Consider the following 18,675-nt stretch of genomic DNA (forward strand, 5'->3'; position numbering starts at 1 on the left):
TTGCCGTGACCGCAGGGCGATGCCCTCTGGCCACGGTGTGGCTTCAGATCCCCTGGCTGCGCAACCAGCTCAACAATTGCGGTAATGGCAGGGCGCCGCTTTGTCGGGCCACTTCACGCCCGTTCTTGAACAGGATCAGGCTCGGAATCGAGCGAATGCCCAATTGCCCTGACAGCTGTGGGTTGGCCTCGCTGTCGAGCTTGGCCAGCCGGCATTTGCCGCTCAGTTGTGCCGCGGCCTGCTGGAAAATCGGCGCAAAGGATTTGCACGGCCCGCACCAGTCCGCCCACACGTCCACCAGCAACGGCAGGTCGCCCTTGATCTGGCTGGCGTAGTCGCCCTGTTTCAATTCAAAGGGTTTGCCCAGCAACACTTCGGCTTTGCAGCGCCCGCATTTGGGGGTGTCTCCCAGGCGTTCGGCGGGGATGCGGTTGAGCCCGTTGCAGTGCGGGCAGGGGATCAGCAGTGGGTCGGTCATGGTCGGGCTCCGCAAACAGGGTCGAGCGCCTTAAATGGTAGCGCCCGGAGTGAATATCAAGTTGCCGCTGCCGGGCAGGAGCCGTCGTGGCGCTGAGGGCTCACGCATTGGGCGAGGCCAGTTCGACGCTGAGCAGACGGTCCATGGAGCGGCCGATGTAAAAGGTGAAGGGGCGGCCCAGGTCCATGGCCATGCCCGTGCACCTGCCCATCAAGCCAATATGTTGCAGCGCAGAAATCTCCCCATCCTCGTGGTATTGCAGGCCCAGGCCGCCGACGCTGAAACCGATGCGGTCGGCCCGGCGATTATCTCGCGAACCCCAGGAGGTCTTGATGACGGACAGTTGGATGCGGTTGTCGAACAGCATCTGGTTGAGCGTGGGATTGGCGAAAGTGATGTTGCCGAACAAGTATTGCTCCGGTTCGTGCTTGTCGCCTTTCCACTCCAGGTACACGTTGTAATCCCCTGTTCCGCTCCCGGCCTTGCTGCCCATCTGGCTGAACAGCATGCCCGGCGCCCGGATACTGGCCTGGTATTGGCAAAGCGCCTCGTTGGGCGTGCCGGTGGCCGAGAGCTTGCCGCTGATCAACTCTTGCATCGAGTACTGAAACATCACACTGGCGTATTGCACCGGCTCCAGGGCCAGGGAGAAGTGGCGCGGCAAGGCCATGGCTCTTTTACGGTAGTCGGGAGAGGTGTATTTCCCGGTTTGCGGGGCGATCTCCAGAACGGCGTCGAAGGTGACGGCGGCACGGGCCTCGACAATCTCGTCCAACAGCGCACGCAGGCGCTGGCGCTGGGGTTCGCTCACGCTGCTGTCCAGGCTGATGTGCAGGGTCTTGTCGTCCTTGCGGTCCATCTCCAGGCCGATGTCGTCGGCTGCGATGCCGATCGTGGTGGCCATCTGGGTGATGGTCTCGACAAAGTAGGAGGCTACTTCAGCCTGTTGGGGGTCACCCACTTCCTCCTGGAAATGCAGGGTGAGGTAGGTCTGCTTGCAGCCGCAGAGCAGCATCAGCAGCAGGGCGGTGGCGTAGAGGCGGCGGTTCAATGGCAATCCTTGTCGTGCACGGGGTGTCAGCGGTAGTCGACGCGGGTCAAGCGATCCAGGGTCCGGCCCATTTGAAAGGTAAAGGGCCGACCCAGGCTCTGCATCTTCTGGTCGCACAGCGCTTGCAGTTCGTCTTTGCGGGTGTCGAAGGGCAGGGCTGAGGTCAGGGTCTGGACGCCGATGGAGCCGATGACGAAGGCAAATTCGTCAAGGGGCACCGGTGCCGGCTGGGTGATCCTCGAGCTGGATGGCCAGGCATGGACGGTATCCTGTTGCAGGTGGCGGGTCAGGTCCGGGTCATCGAAATGCACCTTGAGCTCTACCTTGGCAATGCTGCCGCTGCGGGTCAGCAAGGAGATCAGGCCGCGTGCGCTGTTGTCCTTTTCAAGGGCTTCGTAGGCGATCAGTTTCAAGGACGTGGGCATCGCCAGGCGCGCGGTGATCTTGCAACTGACCGGGCCTTCGATTTCGCTCTCGTTGACAATGGCCTGCATGCTGTCGTCGTAGCTTCGGTCCAGCAGCATGCCGAACTCCGGCTCGAACTCCAGGCTGGCGTCGATGCGGTCCGGCAGCTCGCTGGAGCCGGACGGCTTGACGCTGGCATGGGCGTTGTCCAGTTCCAGGCGCAGGTTCATCGAGCTGGCGTTACGCGCCTGGGTGACCTGCTCGAAGAGGGCCTTGAGGCTGCCGCGTTGTTCCGGGCTCAGGGAGTAGTCCACCAGGCGCAGGTGGATCACCTTGTCATCTTCCTTGTCGCGTTCCAGGGCGATGGCATCCGGGTCCAGGCCCTGGGCGCTGAGCGCGGTGTAAATGCTCTGCTTGTACGCCTCGTGCACCAACTGGTCGGAGTATTGCGGGCCGGCCTTGGGGTCGGAGCGCACCGAGTCCTGGAAGTGCAGGGTGGCGAAGTCTTCCTTGCACCCGGTCAGCGTGAGCAGCAGGGGCAATAGCAGCAGGTAGCGAGGTTTCATGGTGGACTCTTGCAGGGTATCGACGGGAGCAGGGCTCGCGGCAGGGGCGAGCGGTGAAGGTGGCAGCCGGTGCGTCACTGGGCCAGGCGATGCCCGTTGAGGCCGATGACCACCGCGAACTTCTTGCTGATGACCACTTCGGCCCTGTTACTGGTGGCCAGGAAGCTTTCCATCGGGAAGGGGAATTCCATGGGAATAGTGCCGATCGACACGTGCTTCAGCGCCTGGACAGGCAGTTCCAGCCCGTCGCTCGCGGTGCCGCCGCAAATCAGATAGACGTTGTCGCTGACCGGCTCGTAGGACATGCCGCCGCTGCCCTGGATGCGTTGCAGGCTGGCGGTCTGCTTGGCCAGTTCGTCCCGTTCAGCCTGGGTGATGGTGCGGTGCGGTTTACCGTGCAGGTGCAGGTCCTGCAGGTTCTTCCGGTACTTGGCGCGACGGCTCAGGTAGATGACGGTCGATCCCAGGCTGATGACGCCACAAGCCAGGGTGACCAGGTTGAGGAACAGGTTCATGCGCATCCTTGCCGGTACTGGAAATCAGAGCCGCGCATTATCCGCATCCGTTGGCGGCGGGTCCATGCGCAATCGCAGGTTGAGCCAGGGCTGAGCGGCAAGCGCCGGCTCAACCTGCGGCAAGTCCGCTGGTTGGCCGAGGGCTTCAAGGTGCCGATGCAAAGCTGCGCCCGACTCAGGACGAACAGCTGATTTCCAGGTGCTTGCCCCACTCCGGCGGGCGTTCGGCGTAGCTGTCCATGCCGGGCTGTTCCTCGAACGGCCGGCTCAACACCTGGTGCAGGCGGCGCACTTCGCTGTAGTCCCCCGCTTCTGCGGCATCGATGGCTTTCTGCGCCAAATAGTTGCGCAGGATGTACAGCGGGTTGACCGCGTGCATGCGCTCCCGGCGCAGGTCCTGGCCCTGGATCGGATCGCGGGCGACCCGTTGCCGGTACAACTCGGCCCAGGCATCGAAGCCGCTGCGGTCGACGAAATCGTCCCGCAGCCGCGCCAGCGACTGTTCCGGGGTTTCCTCCCCCAGGCGGCGGAAGAACAGGCTGTAGTCGACGCCGCTGCTCTGCATCAGTTGCAGCAGGCGTTCCACCAGCTTCTGATCATCGTCCTCGGCCTGGGTGAAGCCCAGGCGCCGGCGCATCAGGTCCAGGTAGTGCGCCTGGTACAGCGGCAGGAACAGACCGAGGCTTTCCCGCAGCGCCTCGACGCTGATGAACGGCGTCAGGGCCTGGGCCAGGGCGCTGAGGTTCCATTGGCCGATGGGCACCTGGTTGCTGAAGGAGTAGCGCCCCTGGTCGTCGGAGTGGTTGCAGATGAAGTGGGCGTCGAAGTCATCGAGGAAGGCGAACGGCCCGAAGTCGAAGGTGATGCCCAGGATCGACATGTTGTCGGTGTTCATCACCCCGTGGCAGAAGCCGTAGGCCTGCCATTTGGCAATCAGCTCGGCATTGCGCTCGACGATTTCGCGAAACATCGCCAGATAGGGTTCAGGCTGTTCCAGGCACTCGGGGAAATGCGCGGCCAGCACATGCTCTCCCAACTGCTTCTGCTGCTCGGGTTTCTTGGTGTAGTAGAAAAACTCGAAATGGCCGAAACGTATATGGCTTGGCGCCAGGCGCAGGACCATCGCCCCACGCTCCTGTTTCTCGCGCCATACCGGAGTGTCCGAGCCTATGACGCACAGGGCGCGGCTGCTGGGAATGCCCAGGGCATGCAGGGCTTCGGAGGCGAGGAACTCGCGGATCGAAGAGCGCAATACCGCACGGCCATCGCCCATGCGCGAATAGGGCGTCTGGCCGGCGCCCTTCAGGTGCAGGTCCCAGTGTTCCCCCGCCTGGTTGTAGACCTCGCCCAGCAGCAGCCCGCGGCCGTCTCCCAATTGCGGGTTGTAGGAGCCGAACTGATGCCCGGAATAGACCATCGCCCGCGGCTCGGCCTCGGCCCACAGCTTGTGCCCGCCGAACAGCTCGGCGAATACCGGGCTTTCGGCCACGGCCGGGTCCAGGTCCAGCAGCGCCATGGCGGCAGGGCTGGCCGCTACCAGGCGCGGATTGTCCAGAGGTTCGGGCAGTACATGGGTCGAGAAGGCATCGCCGAGGCGGGCGAAACGGTTGTCGAAGGTCAGTTCGTCGAGGGCTTTCAACGGCCATCTCCCAGCAGAATGTCCGAGTATTCTGCTGGGGAAAGGTGGCTTAGTCGAGTTTGCTTGGCGGCGGTTCCGGCAACGGCTTGCCGTCGGCTGTCTGGACTATCGTCTTGGCCTCCGGCTCGATGGGCACCATCTTGTACTCCTGGCCGTGAAGGTTCTTCAGGTAGACCTCCATCTGCCGGAACGAGATGTTGATGTGCTGTTTCTTGAACTCGCGGTTGATGAAGCGGTTGACCTCGTCGACCACCGGGTTGCGGTCCCCCAGCTCGCGCACGTGCATGCGCAGCTCATGGTCCAGGGTGCTTTCCCCGAAGTTCAGGAAGTACACGTGGGGCTCGGGTTCCTTGAGTACCCGTGGGTTCTCCCGGGCGGCCTTGAGCAGCAACTCCTTCACCAGGTCCAGGTCCGAGCCGTAGTCGACGCCGAGCTTGAGGGTCACCCGGGTGATGGTGTCGGTCAGCGACCAGTTGATCAGTTGCCCGGTGATGAAGGTCTGGTTGGGGACGATGATGTCCTTGCGGTCGAAGTCGGTGATGGTGGTGGCACGGATGCGGATCTTGCTCACGGTGCCCGACAGGTTGCCGATGGTGATGGTGTCGCCGATCCGCACCGGGCGCTCGAACAGGATGATGATGCCGGAGATGAAGTTGGCGAAGATCGCCTGCATGCCGAAACCCAGGCCAACGGACAAGGCTGCGACCAGCCACTGCAACTTGTCCCAGCTGACCCCCAGGGTCGACAGGGTGGCGACGAAACCTATCCCGGCGATGGCGTAGGACAGCAGGGTGGTGGTGGCGTAGGCGCTGCCCTGGGCCAGGTCCAGCTTGGACAGCACCAGGACCTCCAGCAGGCCTGGCAGGTTGCGCGCCAGGGCGAAGGTGATGCCGACGATGATCAGCGCGCCGACCACGTCGCCGATGCTGATGGGCACCATGCTCATGTTGGCGCCGGTGCCGCTGGTGTATTCGTAGAGGGTGACGTTGTCCAGGTAGGAGAACACCGTGATCAGGTCCGCCCAGACCCAGTACAGCGCCGCCATGAAGCCGCCCAGCAGGGCCAGGCGGATCAGGCGCAGGGACTGCTCGTTGACCTTCTCGATGTCCAGGGTCGGCTCTTCCACCACCGACTCGCCGCTTTCCCCGGCTTCCTTGGCTGCCTGGCGCTTGCTCAGGGCACGCTGGTAGGCCAGGCGCCGGGCCGCCACGCTCAGGCCGCGGACGAAGGTGGCCTCGATCACCAGCCAGAACATCAGCAGGTACAGGGTATTGATCAGCCGGTCGCTGAGTTTCAGCGCGGTGTAGTAGTAGCCGAAGCACACGGCGATGAACAAGGCGATCGGCAGCAGGGTGAACAGCACACCCACGGCCTTGCGGAACAGCGAGGTGTTCTGGTGGGTCGGGCTGCTGAGCAGCAGGCGGCTCAGCAGCCAGGCCATCAGTGCATAGCAGGTCAGCACCACGGCAATGCCCAGCACGTCCTCGGCCAGGGCCGCAGGCTGATGCTCGGCCACCGCTACCACGGCCACCAGCGCCAGGACCACCAGGCCCAGGCGCCGGACCCAGCCCTGGAGGAATTCCACCTGGGGTTTTTCCCAACGGAAATGCAGCTCGGCCACGCCGCCAGGGGCGAGGATCCGATAGGCGGTATAGAACACCAGCCAGGCCTGGGCGATCTGCAGCAGCGCCGCGCCGAGGTTGGCGTTCTGCCCGCGGGCGTCGATCTGCAGGGCATAGCCGCACAGGGCCAGGGCCAGGGTCACCGGCATCGCCAGCAGAATGTTCACCAGGATCGCCAGCGGCGTGTGCCATTGGCTGTCGCGCTTGAAGTGGCCAATGTCCTTGTGCACCTTGCTCAGGCGCCCATAGAGGGCCTTGCGCCGCCACAGCAAGGCGCCGATCAACAGCGCCAGGGGCAGGAACAGCAGCGGCCGCTGGGCCAGGCCGTCGGCCAGTTCGCTGAGGCTGGAGGCCCAGGGCAGGGTGGTGACCTGTTTCTCCAGGCGCTGGGGCACTTCCTGCAGCCACTCGGCGTCCAGGGGCTTGTTGCTGGGGATCCAGAACATCTGCTCGTCGAGGGTCGCGCGCAGGCTCTGGGAGGTGCTCAGCAGCTGCTTCTGATTCAGTTGCAGGGTAATGGATTCGTTGAGCAGTGCGCTGAGCTCACGGTTCAGGCGTTCCAGCAGGTCGGCGCGGGTCATCGCCAGGTCGGTCAGGGTCCGTCGCAGTTGCGGCGTGACCTGCTCGGCGGGCTGGGTCTTGAGCAGGTTGTCGACGTAGCCGCTGGGGCTGCTGAGCAGTTCCCGCTGCTGGTTGATCTCGAACTGGTAGAGGCGGATGTCGGCGATTTCGTCCGCCAGGTCGCGGTCCAGTTTCAGGCGCGGCAGGGCCTGCTTCTGCTTGTAGAGAATCTTCGACAGCAGCAGGCTGCCCTTGAGCACGTTGATCTGTTCGTCCAGGGCCGCATCGGTCTGGCTCACGCTATCCAGTTGCTGCTTGGTCTGCAGGTTCTGCTGGGTCAGCTCGTTGAGGCGGTCGGTGCACACCAGCAGGTAGTCGGAGAGCTTGAGGTTGGTGGCGCTCTCGGTGGCCAGCAGGCTACTGCCCCCGGCCTTCTGCGCCTCGATGGACTGCTGGGTCACGGTTTCCTGGGATTGGGCCAGGCGTTTCTGGTTGATCAGGGTCTGCAGGTCCTGGATTTCCTGTTCCAGGCGCGCGGCCTTTTCCATCAGCAGGTCGTGCTGGCTGTTGCCCAGGTCCTGGAGCTGGCTGTTGCCCGCCAGTTCCTGGCGGCGCAGGGGGATCAGGGCGTTGATCGCCGCCAGCTCGGCATTGAGCAGATTGCGCTGGTCGGCACTGAGCAGCTTGCCGCCGTCCTTGCCGGACTTGAGTGCGGCGTTGATCTGCAGGATGCGCGTCTGGCTGCTGCTGATCTCGGCCTGGGCGCGCTCGGGGCGGGTCTGGGCAGTGATGGTCAGGCTGTTGGCATCGGCCAGGGCCTTTTGCAGCTCGCCCTGGGTGCTGCTGCGTTCTGCCAGCAGTTGTTCCAGCTGGGACACCGCCAGAGTGGCATAGCGCTGGGCCACCGGCACCACTTTGCTGGCCTTGAGGCGCGCCAGTTCACGCTGGTTGTCCGCGGTCAGGCGCGGCGCGTTGCTCAGCTGTTGTTTCAGGTCCGCCAGGCGCCGTTCGTAGTCCTGCTTGTTGTTCAGCTGGCTCAGGGTGTTCTGCAGCAGGGTCTGCAGGGCCTTCTGGTCGGCTTCGGGCAGTTTGCGCTCGGCGATCTTGTCCAGGTTTTGCTGGACCGCCTCGGCGCTGGGCGGATCGCCGCCCTGTGCGGCGCCGACAGAGAGACTCAGGCCCAGCAGGGCAACAGCGATAAATTTACGCAGGGTAGGCATAGAGGTCGGTCAAGCAAGTGGAAATAGGGGGAGCGCCGCGGCGGCAGCCTGGCGCGTTCCCGAGTTTAGAGGAAGAGTCCGGGGCCGGGGCGACTTCCTTCGGGGAATCTGACGCCGACTTTGCCGATCTTGTTCCCGTCCATCACTGCCACGGTCCAGATGGTGTTGTTCCACTCCACCTGGTCGCCGACTACCGGTGCGCCACCGACTTTCTGGGCGATGAACGCCCCTAGCGGCATGTCCGCGTCCTGGCCGTCGAGTTGTAGCCCGTAGAGTGCTGAAACCGCGCCCAGCTGGGCGTCGCCCTCCAGCACGAAGTCGCCGAAGAAGCGCAGGTCGAGCCCGCGTTCCGGCGCCTGGCTGAAGAGTTTGCCGAGGGCCGGGAGGTTGTGTTCATGACCGATCACACACAGCAGGTCGTCGACTTCGAGCACCGTACTACCCGACGGATGGAGCAGTTGCTGGCCTCGGAACAGGGCCGCGATCCGCGTGCCCTCGGGCATTTTCAGCTCGCGCAGGGCGGCGCCGATGCACCACTTTTCCGCGCCCAGGCGATAGACGAACAGCTCCCACTCGCTGGTGACGTGGACTTCCAGTGCGGCACGGGAAATCGGCGCCGGCTCTGGTGGTACGGTCACTTTGAGCCACTTGGCCACCCATGGCAGGCTGGTGCCTTGCACCAGCAGCGAGATCAGCACGATAAAGAACGCCAGGTTGAAATACAGCTGGGCATTGGGCAGCCCGGCCATCAACGGGAACACCGCGAGAATGATGGGGACCGCGCCCCGCAGCCCGACCCAGGAAATAAAGGCTTTTTCCCGGGGGTGGAAGGCCTTGAACGGCAGCAGGCCCACCAGAACCGACAGCGGCCGGGCGAACAGGATCATCCACAGCGCCAGGCCCAGGGCCGGCAGGGCGATGGGCAGCAGGTCGTGGGGCGTGACCAGCAGCCCCAGCACCAGGAACATGCCGATCTGTGCCAGCCAGGCCATGCCGTCGAGCATGTGCAGGATGCCGTGGCGGCTGCGCACCGGCCGGTTGCCGATCACCAGGCCGCACAGGTACACCGCGAGGAAGCCGCTGCCGTGCAAGGCGTTGGTCAGGGCAAAGACCGCCAGGCCGCCGGCGATCACCAGGATCGGGTACAGGCCGTTGGCCAGGTGGATGCGATTGACCAGTTGCAGCATCAGCCAGCCGCCGCCGAGGCCGATCACTGCACCGATGCCGAATTCGCGGATCAGGTCGCCCAACAGGCTCCAGTGCAGGCCGGTGTGGCCGTTGGCGAGCATGTCGATCAGGGTCACGGTGAGGAACACCGCCATCGGGTCGTTGCTGCCGGATTCGATTTCCAGGCTGGCGCTGACCCGTTCGTTGAGGCCCTTGCCTCCCAGCAACGAGAACACCGCAGCGGCGTCGGTGGAGCCGACGATGGCGCCGATCAGCAGGCCCTGGATCGGGTTGAGATCGAACAGCCAGGCCGCCGCCATGCCGGTCAGCCCAGTGGTGATCAGCACCCCCACCGTGGCCAGGGACAGCGCCGGCCACAGGGCCACGCGAAAGCTCGCAACCCGGGTGCGCAGGCCACCGTCCAGCAGGATCACCGCCAGTGCCAGGTTGCCCACCAGATAGGCGGTCGGGTAGTTGTCGAAAACAATGCCGCCGCCATCGACCCCGGCGGTCATGCCCACGGCGAGGATGATCACCAGGATCGGGATGCCGAGACGGGATGAAAGTGAGCTCACCAGAATGCTCGCACCTACCAGCAACGCGCCGATCAAGAACAGGCTGTTGATGGTCGTCGCATTCAAAGGCAGTACTCCAGAGCGAAAAAGGCGGGCGCAAACTGACCATGCAGTCTACGTGCCAGCGATTCTAACCTGTTGAAATGTGCCGCTGTCAAAAAGCTTTTTGTGACAGCGGCAGATTCCCTGAAGGCGGCGTGCGCAGGGGGTTTTTCCACGCTCGCCGGGAGCTTCAGAGGCTGAAGCGCGCGACCATGCTGTTGAGGTCGACGGCCAGGCGCGACAGCTCGTTGCTGGCTGCACTGGTCTGGTTGGCGCCGGTGGCCGACTGCACCGACAAGTCGCGGATGTTGACCAGGTTGCGGTCCACTTCCCGTGCCACTTGGGCCTGTTCTTCGGCGGCGCTGGCGATCACCAGGTTGCGCTCGTTGATCTCGATGATGGCGCTGTTGATGGTGTCCAGGGACAGGCCGGCACCGCGGGCGATGTTCAGGGTCGACTCGGCGCGCTCGGTGCTGTTGCGCATGGAATCCACGGCGTGCTCGGTGCCGCTCTGGATGCTGCCGATCATGCGTTCGATTTCGCTGGTGGACTGCTGGGTACGATGGGCCAGGGCGCGGACCTCGTCGGCGACCACGGCGAAACCACGACCGGCTTCACCGGCGCGGGCGGCTTCGATGGCGGCGTTGAGGGCCAGCAGGTTGGTCTGGTCGGCCAGGCCGCGAATCACATCGAGCACCTTGCCGATGTCCCGAGATTCATTGGCCAGGTCGCCGATCAGGCTGGCGGTGCTTTGCACGTCGGAACTCATGCGCTCGATGGCGGACACGGTTTCCTGCACCAGGTCGCGACCGTCACCGGCAGAGGTGGTGGCGTTCTTCGAGGCTTCCGAGGTGCTGACGGCATTGCGCGCCACTTCTTCCACGGCGCTGGTCATTTCATTGACGGCGGTGGCTGCCTGCTCGATTTCGTTGTTCTGCTGGGTCAGGCCGCGGGCGCTTTCTTCGGTGACGCAGTTGAGCTCTTCCGCTGCAGAGGCCAGCTGGGTGGCGGAACCGGAGATGTGCTGCAGGGTGTCGCGCAGTTTTTCCTGCATTTTGGCCATGGCCTGCAACAGACGCCCGGCTTCGTCGCTGCCATCGACCTTGATGGGTCGGGTCAGGTTGCCTTCGGCGATTTCTTCGGCGGCGCTCAGGGCATTGGCGATCGGCTGGGTGATGCTGCGGGTCAGCAGCCAGGCGAACAGCAGGGTCAGGCCAGTAGCCAGTACCAGCAGGGTGACCACCAGGTTGAACGCCGAGGAGTACTGCACGGCAGCCTTCTGGTTGGTGTCTATGGTCTGCTGGGTGTTGATCTCCAGCAGGCGGTTGAGCACCGTGTTCATGGCTTCCGAGTTATTCAGCAAGTCGGTATTGAGCAGGTTGCGCAGCTCGTCCACCTGGTTGCTGCGGGACAGGGTCTTCATCCGCTCTTCGATCTGCCGGTACTGGCCCAGCAACTGGATGTACTGGTCGTAGGCGGATTTTTCCGCCGGGCTGGTGATGAGCTTCTCGTAGGTGGTCTGGGCGCTGCGGATCTGCTGGTTGCGCATCTCCAGCAGTTCGATGGTCTTTTGCTGGACATCAGGTTCACGGTTGACCAGCAAACGATAGGACAGCACCCGCAGACGCAGGGTCAGTTGGGTGAACTCGTCGAGACTCTTGATGCTCGGCACGCTGCTCAGGGTGATGTCCTCGGCGGCGCCGCGGATCTTGCTCATCTGGTTCAGGGCGAACACACCGAGGATCAGCATCAAGCCGCCGATCATGGCAAAGCCGAGGAAGGCCCGTGGTGCGATATTCATATTACGTAGGGACATGGTGGGGTACCAAAAAGGGCGCATCCGTGCGGGGCTTGAGACTGATCTACCGTGACATATCGGTCGTACGACTAAAGTCTTGAGTCTCGCCGTGGATTTAGCCTGTTGGGTACACACCTATCGGAGGGGAGTGAGCGACGGTAGCCCTCGCTCCGGCCGTGAAGCACAGGGGCCGGAGCGCGCTGGCAGGTCACTAGAGGGTGAAGCGGGTCACCAGGTTGCTCAGATCGACGGCCAGGTGTGACAACTCGTTGCTGGCGGCGCGGGTCTGGTTGGCGCCCGAGGTGGACTGCACCGACAAGTCGTGGATGTTCACCAGGTTGCGGTCCACTTCCCGGGCCACCTGGGCCTGCTCTTCAGCGGCGCTGGCGATCACCAGGTTGCGTTCGTTGATCTCGCTGATGGCACTGTTGATGGTGTCCAGGGACTGGCCGGCGCTGCGAGCGATGTTCAGGGTCGACTCGGCGCGCTCGGTGCTGTTGCGCATGGAGTCCACGGCGTGCTCGGTGCCGCTCTGGATGCTGCCGATCATGCGTTCGATTTCGCTGGTGGACTGCTGGGTGCGATGGGCCAGGGCGCGGACCTCGTCGGCGACCACGGCGAAACCACGACCGGCTTCACCGGCGCGGGCGGCTTCGATGGCGGCATTGAGGGCCAGCAGGTTGGTCTGGTCGGCCAGGCCACGAATCACGTCGAGGACCTTGCCGATGTCCCGGGATTCGTTGGCCAGGTCGCCGATCAGGCTGGCAGTGCCCTGCACATCACCGGTCATGCGCTCAATGGCCGAGACGGTTTCCTGCACCATGTCCCGCCCGTTTTCGGCTGAATGGGTCGCGCTCTGGGAGGCCTCGGAGGTGCTGACGGCATTGCGCGCCACTTCTTCCACAGCGCTGGTCATTTGATTGACCGCAGTGGCCGCTTGTTCGATTTCATTATTCTGCTGGTTCATGCCGCGAGCGCCTTCGTCGGTGACGCTGTTGAGCTCCTCGGCAGCCGAAGCCAGTTGGTGGGCGGAGCCGGAAATGCGCTGCAGGGTGTCACGCAGCTTTTCCTGCATCTTGGCCATGGCCTGCAGCAGGCGCCCGGCTTCATCGTTGCCGTCGACTTCGATCGGCCGGGACAGATTGCCTTCGGCGATTTCTTCGGCGGCGCTCAGGGCATTGGCGATCGGCTGGGTGATGCTACGGGTCAGCAGCCAGGCGAACAGCAGGGTCAGGCCGGTGGATAACACCAGCAGTATCACCACCAGGTTGACGGCTTTGTTGTACTGGCTGGCGGCTTCTTGATCACTGGTCTCGGAGTACTGGGTGTTGATTTTCACCAACTGCTCCAGGACTTTGTTGATGGTGTCGGCACTCTCCATCAGATCGCTGTTCAACAGTTTTTGCATGCCTTCGAGCTGGTTGTCCTGTGACAGCTGGATCAGCCGGTTTTCCAGTTCGCGGTGTTCGCTCAGTAGCTTGATGTATTGATCGTAGGTGGCTTGCTCTTCAGGGCTGCTGATCAGCGGTTCGTAGCTCACCCGGGCTGCTTCGATCATCTGGTTGCGCTGAGCAATGGCATCCATGGCGCGTTGTTGCGCCTCAGGTACACGGTTGATCAATAGGCGGTAGGCCTGGACCCGCTGGCGCAGGGTCAGTTGAGTGAAGTCATCGACGCTCTTGATGCTGGGAATGGTGTCCTGGGTAATTCTTTCGGTGGCTGCGCGGATCTTGCTCATCTGATTCAGGGCAAAGACCCCGAGAAACAACATCAAGCAGCCTATCAGGGCAAATCCGAGGAATGCCCTCGGAGCGATATTCATGGTGCGCAGGGACATTGAATTTACCTCGGGTGAGCGCTGTTTGCGCCTTGTGAATCGGGGACGTACCTGTGCTATCGCATTGAAGAAGTGCTTCTTGAACCGCCAGGAGCATGTTCAGAAATATCGGGATGCTTTTTGGGAAACTTCCGAAAAAAATGCAAGGTCCGACGGACCGTCAGGAACCGCAGGGGAGAAAGGCAGTCTCTAACAGCTCTCGCGGAACGGTCATCGCCAGTAAAATCAAGGCTTTGCGCCTGGATAACCCTGGCATCCAAGGTGACTTTTCTTTATCGTACGCGCCCTTTGCAAAAAGCCTGGAAGATCAAAATGTTGGAAGCATCCCTCAGCCAATTGGAACAGCTGGTCAGTGATCTGGTGGTACAGAATCAGGAACTGCTCGGTACGAACGAAGCCCTCAAGGAACAACTGGCCCAGGCCAAGGATGAAAACGACAGCTTGCAGCTGAGTCTGATGGAGCAGGAAGAAAAGCAGGGCGCTACCACCGCCCGGATCCAGGCTCTGGTTGAACGTGTCAGTGCGAGCCCGGCCAATCCATGAAGCATCACATCGATGGGGTGAAGGTCGTCTCGATCCTGGGGGAGGATTATTCGATCAAGGCGCCGGCAGGTCAGGAACAGACCCTGATGGACGCCGCGTTGATGCTCAAGGCGGCCCTGGCCGACACCAAGAAGAAGTACCCGACGCTGATTGGCGAGCGCCTGCTGGTGCTGGCAGCGATGAACCTGTGTTCGCAGCAGATCGATATGAAGAAGCAGCATGCGCAGGAGCTTGAGCGTTATCAGGAGCAGGTGAGCGCCACGGTCGAGGTGATCGCCAAGACTATCCAGCAGAATTGATGGAACTGAACACAGTTAGCGGGCAATAGGTTGGACAAACATTATTAATGTTTGTATACAACTTTCCGCGGCTGGCGCGGTATCTCAGCCTCTTATAACCATAAGAAAGAGGTGTTCCATGCAATTCTGGCGACGCAGTATTCAATGGCAGCTGATCCTCGGCATGGGATCGGCCCTGCTGGTCAGCCTGCTAGTGGTCGTAGCCCTCTACACCGTGCTGATCAATAACCTGACCCAGAACTACCTGGTGGACAGGGCGCTGCCTTCGAGCATTGAAGCCATGCGCAACGATATCGAACGCATCCTCACCCAGCCGCTGACGGTTGCCCGGGACATTGCCAGCAATGGCATGTTGCGTGACTGGCTGGCGGCCGGTGAGGACCCTTCCCAGGCCCCGGCATTTGTCGACTACCTGGAAGGCATCCGTGCCGAGAGCCAGGCCTTCACCACGCTGATGGTGGGCACCGCGAGCAATCACTACTACAACGAGAAAGGCCTGGATCGCACGCTTAGCCGGTCCAACCCGAAGGACTCCTGGTTCTACAACTTCATCGACAGCGACCAGCCACGGCTATTGAACATCGACACTGATGTGACGACTGGCGAATTGGCGATGTTCATCGATCTGCGGGTCAAGAAGGACGGCAAGCTGGTGGGCGTTGCCGGGCTTGGGCTGAAGATGAAGGCGTTGTCCGAGCTGATCCACAATTTCAGTTTCGGCGAGCGTGGCAAGGTCTACCTGGTGCGCTCGGACGGCTTGATCCAGGTGCACCCCGAGGCGCAATTCAGTGGCAAACGGCATCTGTCGGAGCAGATCGGCGCCACCGCGGCCGAGGCGGTCATGGGCCATGCAGGGCTGGCCAGCAGCCGCTTCGAGCGGGACGGTGAAGGTTTTCTCGCCTTGAGCCTGCCTTTGCGGGGCATGGGCTGGTCGCTGGTAGCGGAGGTGCCCGAAGCACAGATCTATGCTGAGGCCCGGCAAGCCCTGTGGACGACCACCGGGATTGGCTTGGCCATCGCCATGGTCTGCCTGTTGCTGGTGGTATGGCTGGCCCGTGGGCTGGTGCGTCCAGTGCGACAGGTGACCGACGGCTTGGTCGCGATCGGCAGTGGTGGCGGTGACCTGACCCTGCGCCTGGATGCCAGTCGCGCCGACGAACTGGGGGATCTGGCCCGGGGCTTCAACCGTTTCCTTGATAGCCAGCGCGGCATGATCGGCGAAGTGCTGGCCACCACCGAGCGCCTGCGCTCGTCCGTCGGGCAAGTGGCTGCGGTGGTGGAGAACACCGCCGAACGCTCCGGCCGGCAACAGCAAATGACCGACATGGTGGCCACCGCGGTGCATCAGATGGGCCTGACGGTCCAGGACATCGCGCGTAATGCCGGACAGGCGGCGGACGCTTCCCAGTCAGCCCGAGACGAAGCCCTGCAGGCCAGGGACGTGGTGGGTGGGTCAATCCGGCACATCGAGAGCATGTCCGGGGAAATCGCCCTGGCCGCCGCTGCCGTGAGCGAGCTGGCGGAACAGGTGGCTTCGATTGATCAGGTGCTGGCGGTGATTCGCGGGGTCTCCGAGCAGACCAACCTGCTGGCCCTCAACGCGGCCATCGAAGCCGCTCGGGCCGGGGACCTGGGTCGTGGTTTTGCCGTGGTGGCCGATGAAGTCCGGACCCTGGCCCAACGTACCCAGGCGTCCACCGATGAAATCCAGCAGATGATCCAAAGCCTCAAGCAAGGCGCGGAAAATGCGGTGACCTCGATGCACGCCGGGCAGGCGGCGACCGGCACGGGCGTCGAGTCGAGCCAGCAGACCGGGGCTTCGCTGACCGCGATTACCGGGCAGGTGGAACACATCAGCGAGATCAACCAGCAGGTGGCCACCGCTACCGAAGAGCAGTCGGCGGTGACCGAAGAGATCAACCGCAATGTCCAGGGTATTTCCGATCTGGCTCGGGCCACTGCCGCTGAAGTGCATGCCTGTCGTGAAGACTGTCGGACCTTGCAGCGCCTGGCCGAGGACCTCGCACGCCAGGTCGGCGGGTTCAAGTTGCGCTGATCGCCCAGCCTGTAGAAGCAGGCTTGCCAGCGAACCGCGTGCTGCGCAGTGTCAGGCCGGGCGCTTTCGCCGGCAAGCCGGCTCCTACGAGCGTGGAGTGAAGCCTCGTGTAGGAACTGACTTGCCAGCGAACCGCGTGCTGCGCAGTGTCAGGCCGGGCGCTTTCGCCGGCAAGCCGGCTCCTACAAGCGTGGAGTGAAGCCTCGTGTAGGAGCTGGCTTGCCAGCGAACCGCGTGCCGCGCAGTGTCAGGCCGGGCGCTTTCGCCGGCAAGCCGGCTCCTACGAGCGTGGAGTGAAGCCTCGTGTAGGAGCTGGCTTGCCAGCGAACCGCGTGTTGCGCAGTGTCAGGCCGGGCGCTTTCGCCGGCAAGTCGGCTCCTGCGGCGGTCGCCTCAGAACCAGGCATCCTGCATTTCCAGGCAGGTCGCGTCCCGGGTCTCCAGCAGCGTCAGTTCATGCTGGCATCCCGGCACCTCCCAGGTCAGGAAATAGCGCGCGGCCTGCAGCTTGCCCCGATAAAAATCCCGATCCCCGGCATCGCCCCGCGCCAGTCCTTCCTCGGCCTTGATGGCTTGTTCCAGCCAGCGCCAGCCAATTACCGTGTGGCCGAACGCCTTGAGATACAACGCCGAGTTGGCCAGGGTCGGCGTGACCTTGCCGCTGGCCAGGTCTCCCAACAGCCCCAGAGTCACGCTCTGCAGGCGTGTCAGCAGTTGCTCCAGCGGCATGCGCAGGGCGTTCAGGGATTCATGTGCCTGGGCCCGGGCCCCGGTTTCGGCGATCAGGCGGATCAGGCGCTTGAGCCCGGCACCGCCGTTCTGCGCCAGTTTTCGTCCCAGCAGGTCCAGGGACTGGATGCCGTGGGTGCCTTCGTGGATCGGGTTCAGGCGGTTGTCACGGTAGTACTGCTCCACCGGGTATTCCCGGGTATAGCCGTGGCCGCCGAGGATCTGGATCGCCAGCTCGTTGGCCTTGAGGCAGAACTCCGAGGGCCAGGACTTGACGATCGGGGTCAACAAGTCCAGCAGTTCGTGGGCCTGCTGGCGTTCGGCCTCAGTGCCCAGGGTGGTGGTGTCATCGAACAGCCGCGCCGCGTACAGCCCCAGGTCGAAGGCACCTTCCACATAAGCCTTCTGGGTCAGCAGCATGCGCCGCACATCGGCATGCTGGATGATCGACACCGGCGCAGTGTTCGGGTCCTTGCTGTCCGGCAGGCGGCCTTGCGGGCGTTCACGGGCATATTCCAGTGAATACAGGTAACCGGCGTAGCCGAGCATCACCGCGCCCATGCCGACGCCGATCCGCGCCTCATTCATCATCTGGAACATGTAGCTCAGGCCCTGGTGCGGCTTGCCCACCAGATAGCCTACGCAATGCCCGTTATCGCCGAAGTTCAGCGCGGTGGAGGTGGTGCCGCGCCAGCCCATCTTGTGGAACAGCCCGGCCAGCAGGACGTCGTTGCGCGGGCCCAGGCTGCCGTCGTCGTTGACCAGGAACTTGGGCACGATGAACAGCGAGATACCCTTCACTCCGGGTGGCGCATCCGGCAGCTTGGCCAGGACCATGTGCACGATGTTCTCCGACAGAGAGTGGTCGCCGCCGGAGATGAAGATCTTGTTGCCCTTGATCCGGTAGCTACCGTCGGCGGCCGGTTCGGCGCGGGTGCGGATATCCGACAGCGACGAGCCGGCATGGGGTTCGGTCAGGGCCATGGTGCCGAAGAAGCGACCGTCGATCATCGGTTGCAGGAAGCGCTGCTGCTGTTCCTGGGTGCCGAAGCTTTCGATCAGGTTGGCGGCGCCCATGGTCAGGAACGGATAGGAAGTCGTCGCCGCGTTGGCCGCCTGGAAGTGAGCGAAGCAGGCCTGGGACAGCAGGGTTGGCAGCTGCATGCCGCCGGCCTCGAAACTGCGGGCGGCATTGAGGAAGCCGGCTTCGAGAAAGGCATCCACCGCCGGTTTGACCTCGGGGATCAACACCGCCTGGCCGTCTTCGTAACGGGGTTCGTGTTCATCGCCCTTGCGGTTGTGCGGGGCGAAGAATTTCTCGGCGATGCTACGGGCGGTGCCCAGGGCTGCATCGAAGGTTTCCCGGTTGTGTTCGGCAAACCGCTCGCGTTGGGTTAGGCCCTCGGCATCGAGTACCTCATACAGTTCAAAGGCCAGATTGCGGGAACTGAGCAAGGTCTCGGACATGGCGGCTTACCTGTGGATTGGGGAGTGGGCTGAGTCTAGGCGGGTGAATAAAGGCTGGATAGCAAGATTGATCGCGGTGATGCAGGGCCCAAAAAACCTCGGTAGG

12 protein-coding genes and 4 pseudogenes are annotated in these 18,675 nt (G+C 63.1%); 4 read left to right on the forward strand and 12 right to left on the reverse strand.

Going from position 1 to position 18,675, the window contains the following annotated elements; all coding sequences use genetic code 11:
- Nucleotides 1-43: 43 nt before the first annotated feature.
- The 11 genes and pseudogenes from trxC to GV818_RS34880 all read right to left on the reverse strand — a co-directional run.
- Nucleotides 44-478 (reverse strand): thioredoxin TrxC, encoded by a 435-nt coding sequence (gene trxC, locus GV818_RS01750; RefSeq protein WP_161754587.1) that lies wholly within the window; start codon nucleotides 476-478, stop codon nucleotides 44-46.
- Between the two features lie 100 nt (nucleotides 479-578).
- A complete protein-coding gene (locus GV818_RS01755; RefSeq protein ID WP_161754589.1) occupies nucleotides 579-1,529 on the reverse strand; it encodes a hypothetical protein in 951 nt (316 codons plus the stop codon).
- A gap of 26 nt (nucleotides 1,530-1,555) precedes the next feature.
- Nucleotides 1,556-2,500 (reverse strand): hypothetical protein, encoded by a 945-nt coding sequence (locus GV818_RS01760; protein ID WP_161754591.1) that lies wholly within the window; start codon nucleotides 2,498-2,500, stop codon nucleotides 1,556-1,558.
- Between the two features lie 74 nt (nucleotides 2,501-2,574).
- Complete coding sequence (locus tag GV818_RS01765; RefSeq protein ID WP_161775694.1) at nucleotides 2,575-3,015, reverse strand: IgaA/UmoB family intracellular growth attenuator; 441 nt, start codon at nucleotides 3,013-3,015, stop codon at nucleotides 2,575-2,577.
- Nucleotides 3,016-3,190: 175 nt separating this feature from the next.
- Nucleotides 3,191-4,654 (reverse strand): protein adenylyltransferase SelO, encoded by a 1,464-nt coding sequence (gene selO / locus GV818_RS01770; RefSeq protein ID WP_161775695.1) that lies wholly within the window; start codon nucleotides 4,652-4,654, stop codon nucleotides 3,191-3,193.
- Nucleotides 4,655-4,703: 49 nt separating this feature from the next.
- Nucleotides 4,704-8,057 carry a mechanosensitive channel MscK gene (gene mscK / locus GV818_RS01775; protein ID WP_161754597.1) on the reverse strand — a complete coding sequence of 1,118 codons (3,354 nt, stop codon included), beginning with the start codon at nucleotides 8,055-8,057 and terminating at the stop codon, nucleotides 4,704-4,706.
- Between the two features lie 65 nt (nucleotides 8,058-8,122).
- Complete coding sequence (locus GV818_RS01780) at nucleotides 8,123-9,865, reverse strand: potassium/proton antiporter (RefSeq protein ID WP_161754599.1); 1,743 nt, start codon at nucleotides 9,863-9,865, stop codon at nucleotides 8,123-8,125.
- Nucleotides 9,866-10,031: 166 nt separating this feature from the next.
- Nucleotides 10,032-10,904, reverse strand: coding sequence for a methyl-accepting chemotaxis protein (locus GV818_RS34870; protein WP_372242032.1), 873 nt, complete (start codon nucleotides 10,902-10,904; stop codon nucleotides 10,032-10,034).
- A 30-nt stretch (nucleotides 10,905-10,934) separates the two neighbouring features.
- A pseudogene (locus tag GV818_RS34875) lies at nucleotides 10,935-11,681 on the reverse strand (MCP four helix bundle domain-containing protein); the annotation flags it as partial.
- A gap of 169 nt (nucleotides 11,682-11,850) precedes the next feature.
- Nucleotides 11,851-12,945 (reverse strand): annotated as a pseudogene (locus GV818_RS01790) (methyl-accepting chemotaxis protein); the annotation flags it as partial.
- 36 nt (nucleotides 12,946-12,981) lie between these two features.
- Nucleotides 12,982-13,476: pseudogene (locus GV818_RS34880) on the reverse strand (MCP four helix bundle domain-containing protein); the annotation flags it as partial.
- Nucleotides 13,477-13,788: 312 nt separating this feature from the next.
- On the opposite strand from GV818_RS34880, the gene GV818_RS01795 reads away from it, so the two are divergent.
- The 4 genes and pseudogenes from GV818_RS01795 to GV818_RS34890 all read left to right on the forward strand — a co-directional run bounded on the left by GV818_RS01795 (nucleotide 13,789) and on the right by GV818_RS34890 (nucleotide 16,374).
- Nucleotides 13,789-14,019 (forward strand): hypothetical protein, encoded by a 231-nt coding sequence (locus tag GV818_RS01795; protein WP_161754605.1) that lies wholly within the window; start codon nucleotides 13,789-13,791, stop codon nucleotides 14,017-14,019.
- Complete coding sequence (locus GV818_RS01800; protein ID WP_161754607.1) at nucleotides 14,016-14,318, forward strand: cell division protein ZapA; 303 nt, start codon at nucleotides 14,016-14,018, stop codon at nucleotides 14,316-14,318. Before GV818_RS01795 ends, GV818_RS01800 begins: the two co-directional genes overlap by 4 nt.
- 163 nt (nucleotides 14,319-14,481) lie before the next feature.
- Nucleotides 14,482-15,507, forward strand: a pseudogene (locus GV818_RS34885) (cache domain-containing protein); the annotation flags it as partial.
- Nucleotides 15,508-15,642: 135 nt separating this feature from the next.
- Nucleotides 15,643-16,374: a methyl-accepting chemotaxis protein gene (locus GV818_RS34890; protein ID WP_372242033.1), complete on the forward strand. Its 732-nt coding sequence runs from the start codon at nucleotides 15,643-15,645 to the stop codon at nucleotides 16,372-16,374.
- Between the two features lie 392 nt (nucleotides 16,375-16,766).
- Here the strand turns inward: GV818_RS34890 and GV818_RS01810 are convergent, their stop codons facing one another.
- Nucleotides 16,767-18,569, reverse strand: a complete 1,803-nt coding sequence (locus GV818_RS01810; protein WP_161775698.1) for an acyl-CoA dehydrogenase — start codon at nucleotides 18,567-18,569, stop codon at nucleotides 16,767-16,769.
- Nucleotides 18,570-18,675 lie beyond the last annotated feature (106 nt).

Origin of the sequence: Pseudomonas sp. Fl4BN1, assembly GCF_009908285.1 — a bacterium.
GTDB lineage: Bacteria > Pseudomonadota > Gammaproteobacteria > Pseudomonadales > Pseudomonadaceae > Aquipseudomonas.

Bases quoted from the DNA above. Each gene is read 5' to 3' on its own strand.
- GV818_RS01760 (WP_161754591.1), bottom strand. From the start codon at position 2,500: ATGAAACCTCGCTACCTGCTGCTATTGCCCCTGCTGCTCACGCTGACC.
- GV818_RS34870 (WP_372242032.1), bottom strand. From the start codon at position 10,904: ATGGCCAAAATGCAGGAAAAACTGCGCGACACCCTGCAGCACATCTCC.
- GV818_RS01810 (WP_161775698.1), bottom strand. From the start codon at position 18,569: ATGTCCGAGACCTTGCTCAGTTCCCGCAATCTGGCCTTTGAACTGTAT.
- GV818_RS01795 (WP_161754605.1), top strand. From the start codon at position 13,789: ATGTTGGAAGCATCCCTCAGCCAATTGGAACAGCTGGTCAGTGATCTG.
- GV818_RS01765 (WP_161775694.1), bottom strand. From the start codon at position 3,015: ATGAACCTGTTCCTCAACCTGGTCACCCTGGCTTGTGGCGTCATCAGC.
- GV818_RS01800 (WP_161754607.1), top strand. From the start codon at position 14,016: ATGAAGCATCACATCGATGGGGTGAAGGTCGTCTCGATCCTGGGGGAG.
- mscK (WP_161754597.1), bottom strand. From the start codon at position 8,057: ATGCCTACCCTGCGTAAATTTATCGCTGTTGCCCTGCTGGGCCTGAGT.
- trxC (WP_161754587.1), bottom strand. From the start codon at position 478: ATGACCGACCCACTGCTGATCCCCTGCCCGCACTGCAACGGGCTCAAC.
- GV818_RS34890 (WP_372242033.1), top strand. From the start codon at position 15,643: ATGGTGGCCACCGCGGTGCATCAGATGGGCCTGACGGTCCAGGACATC.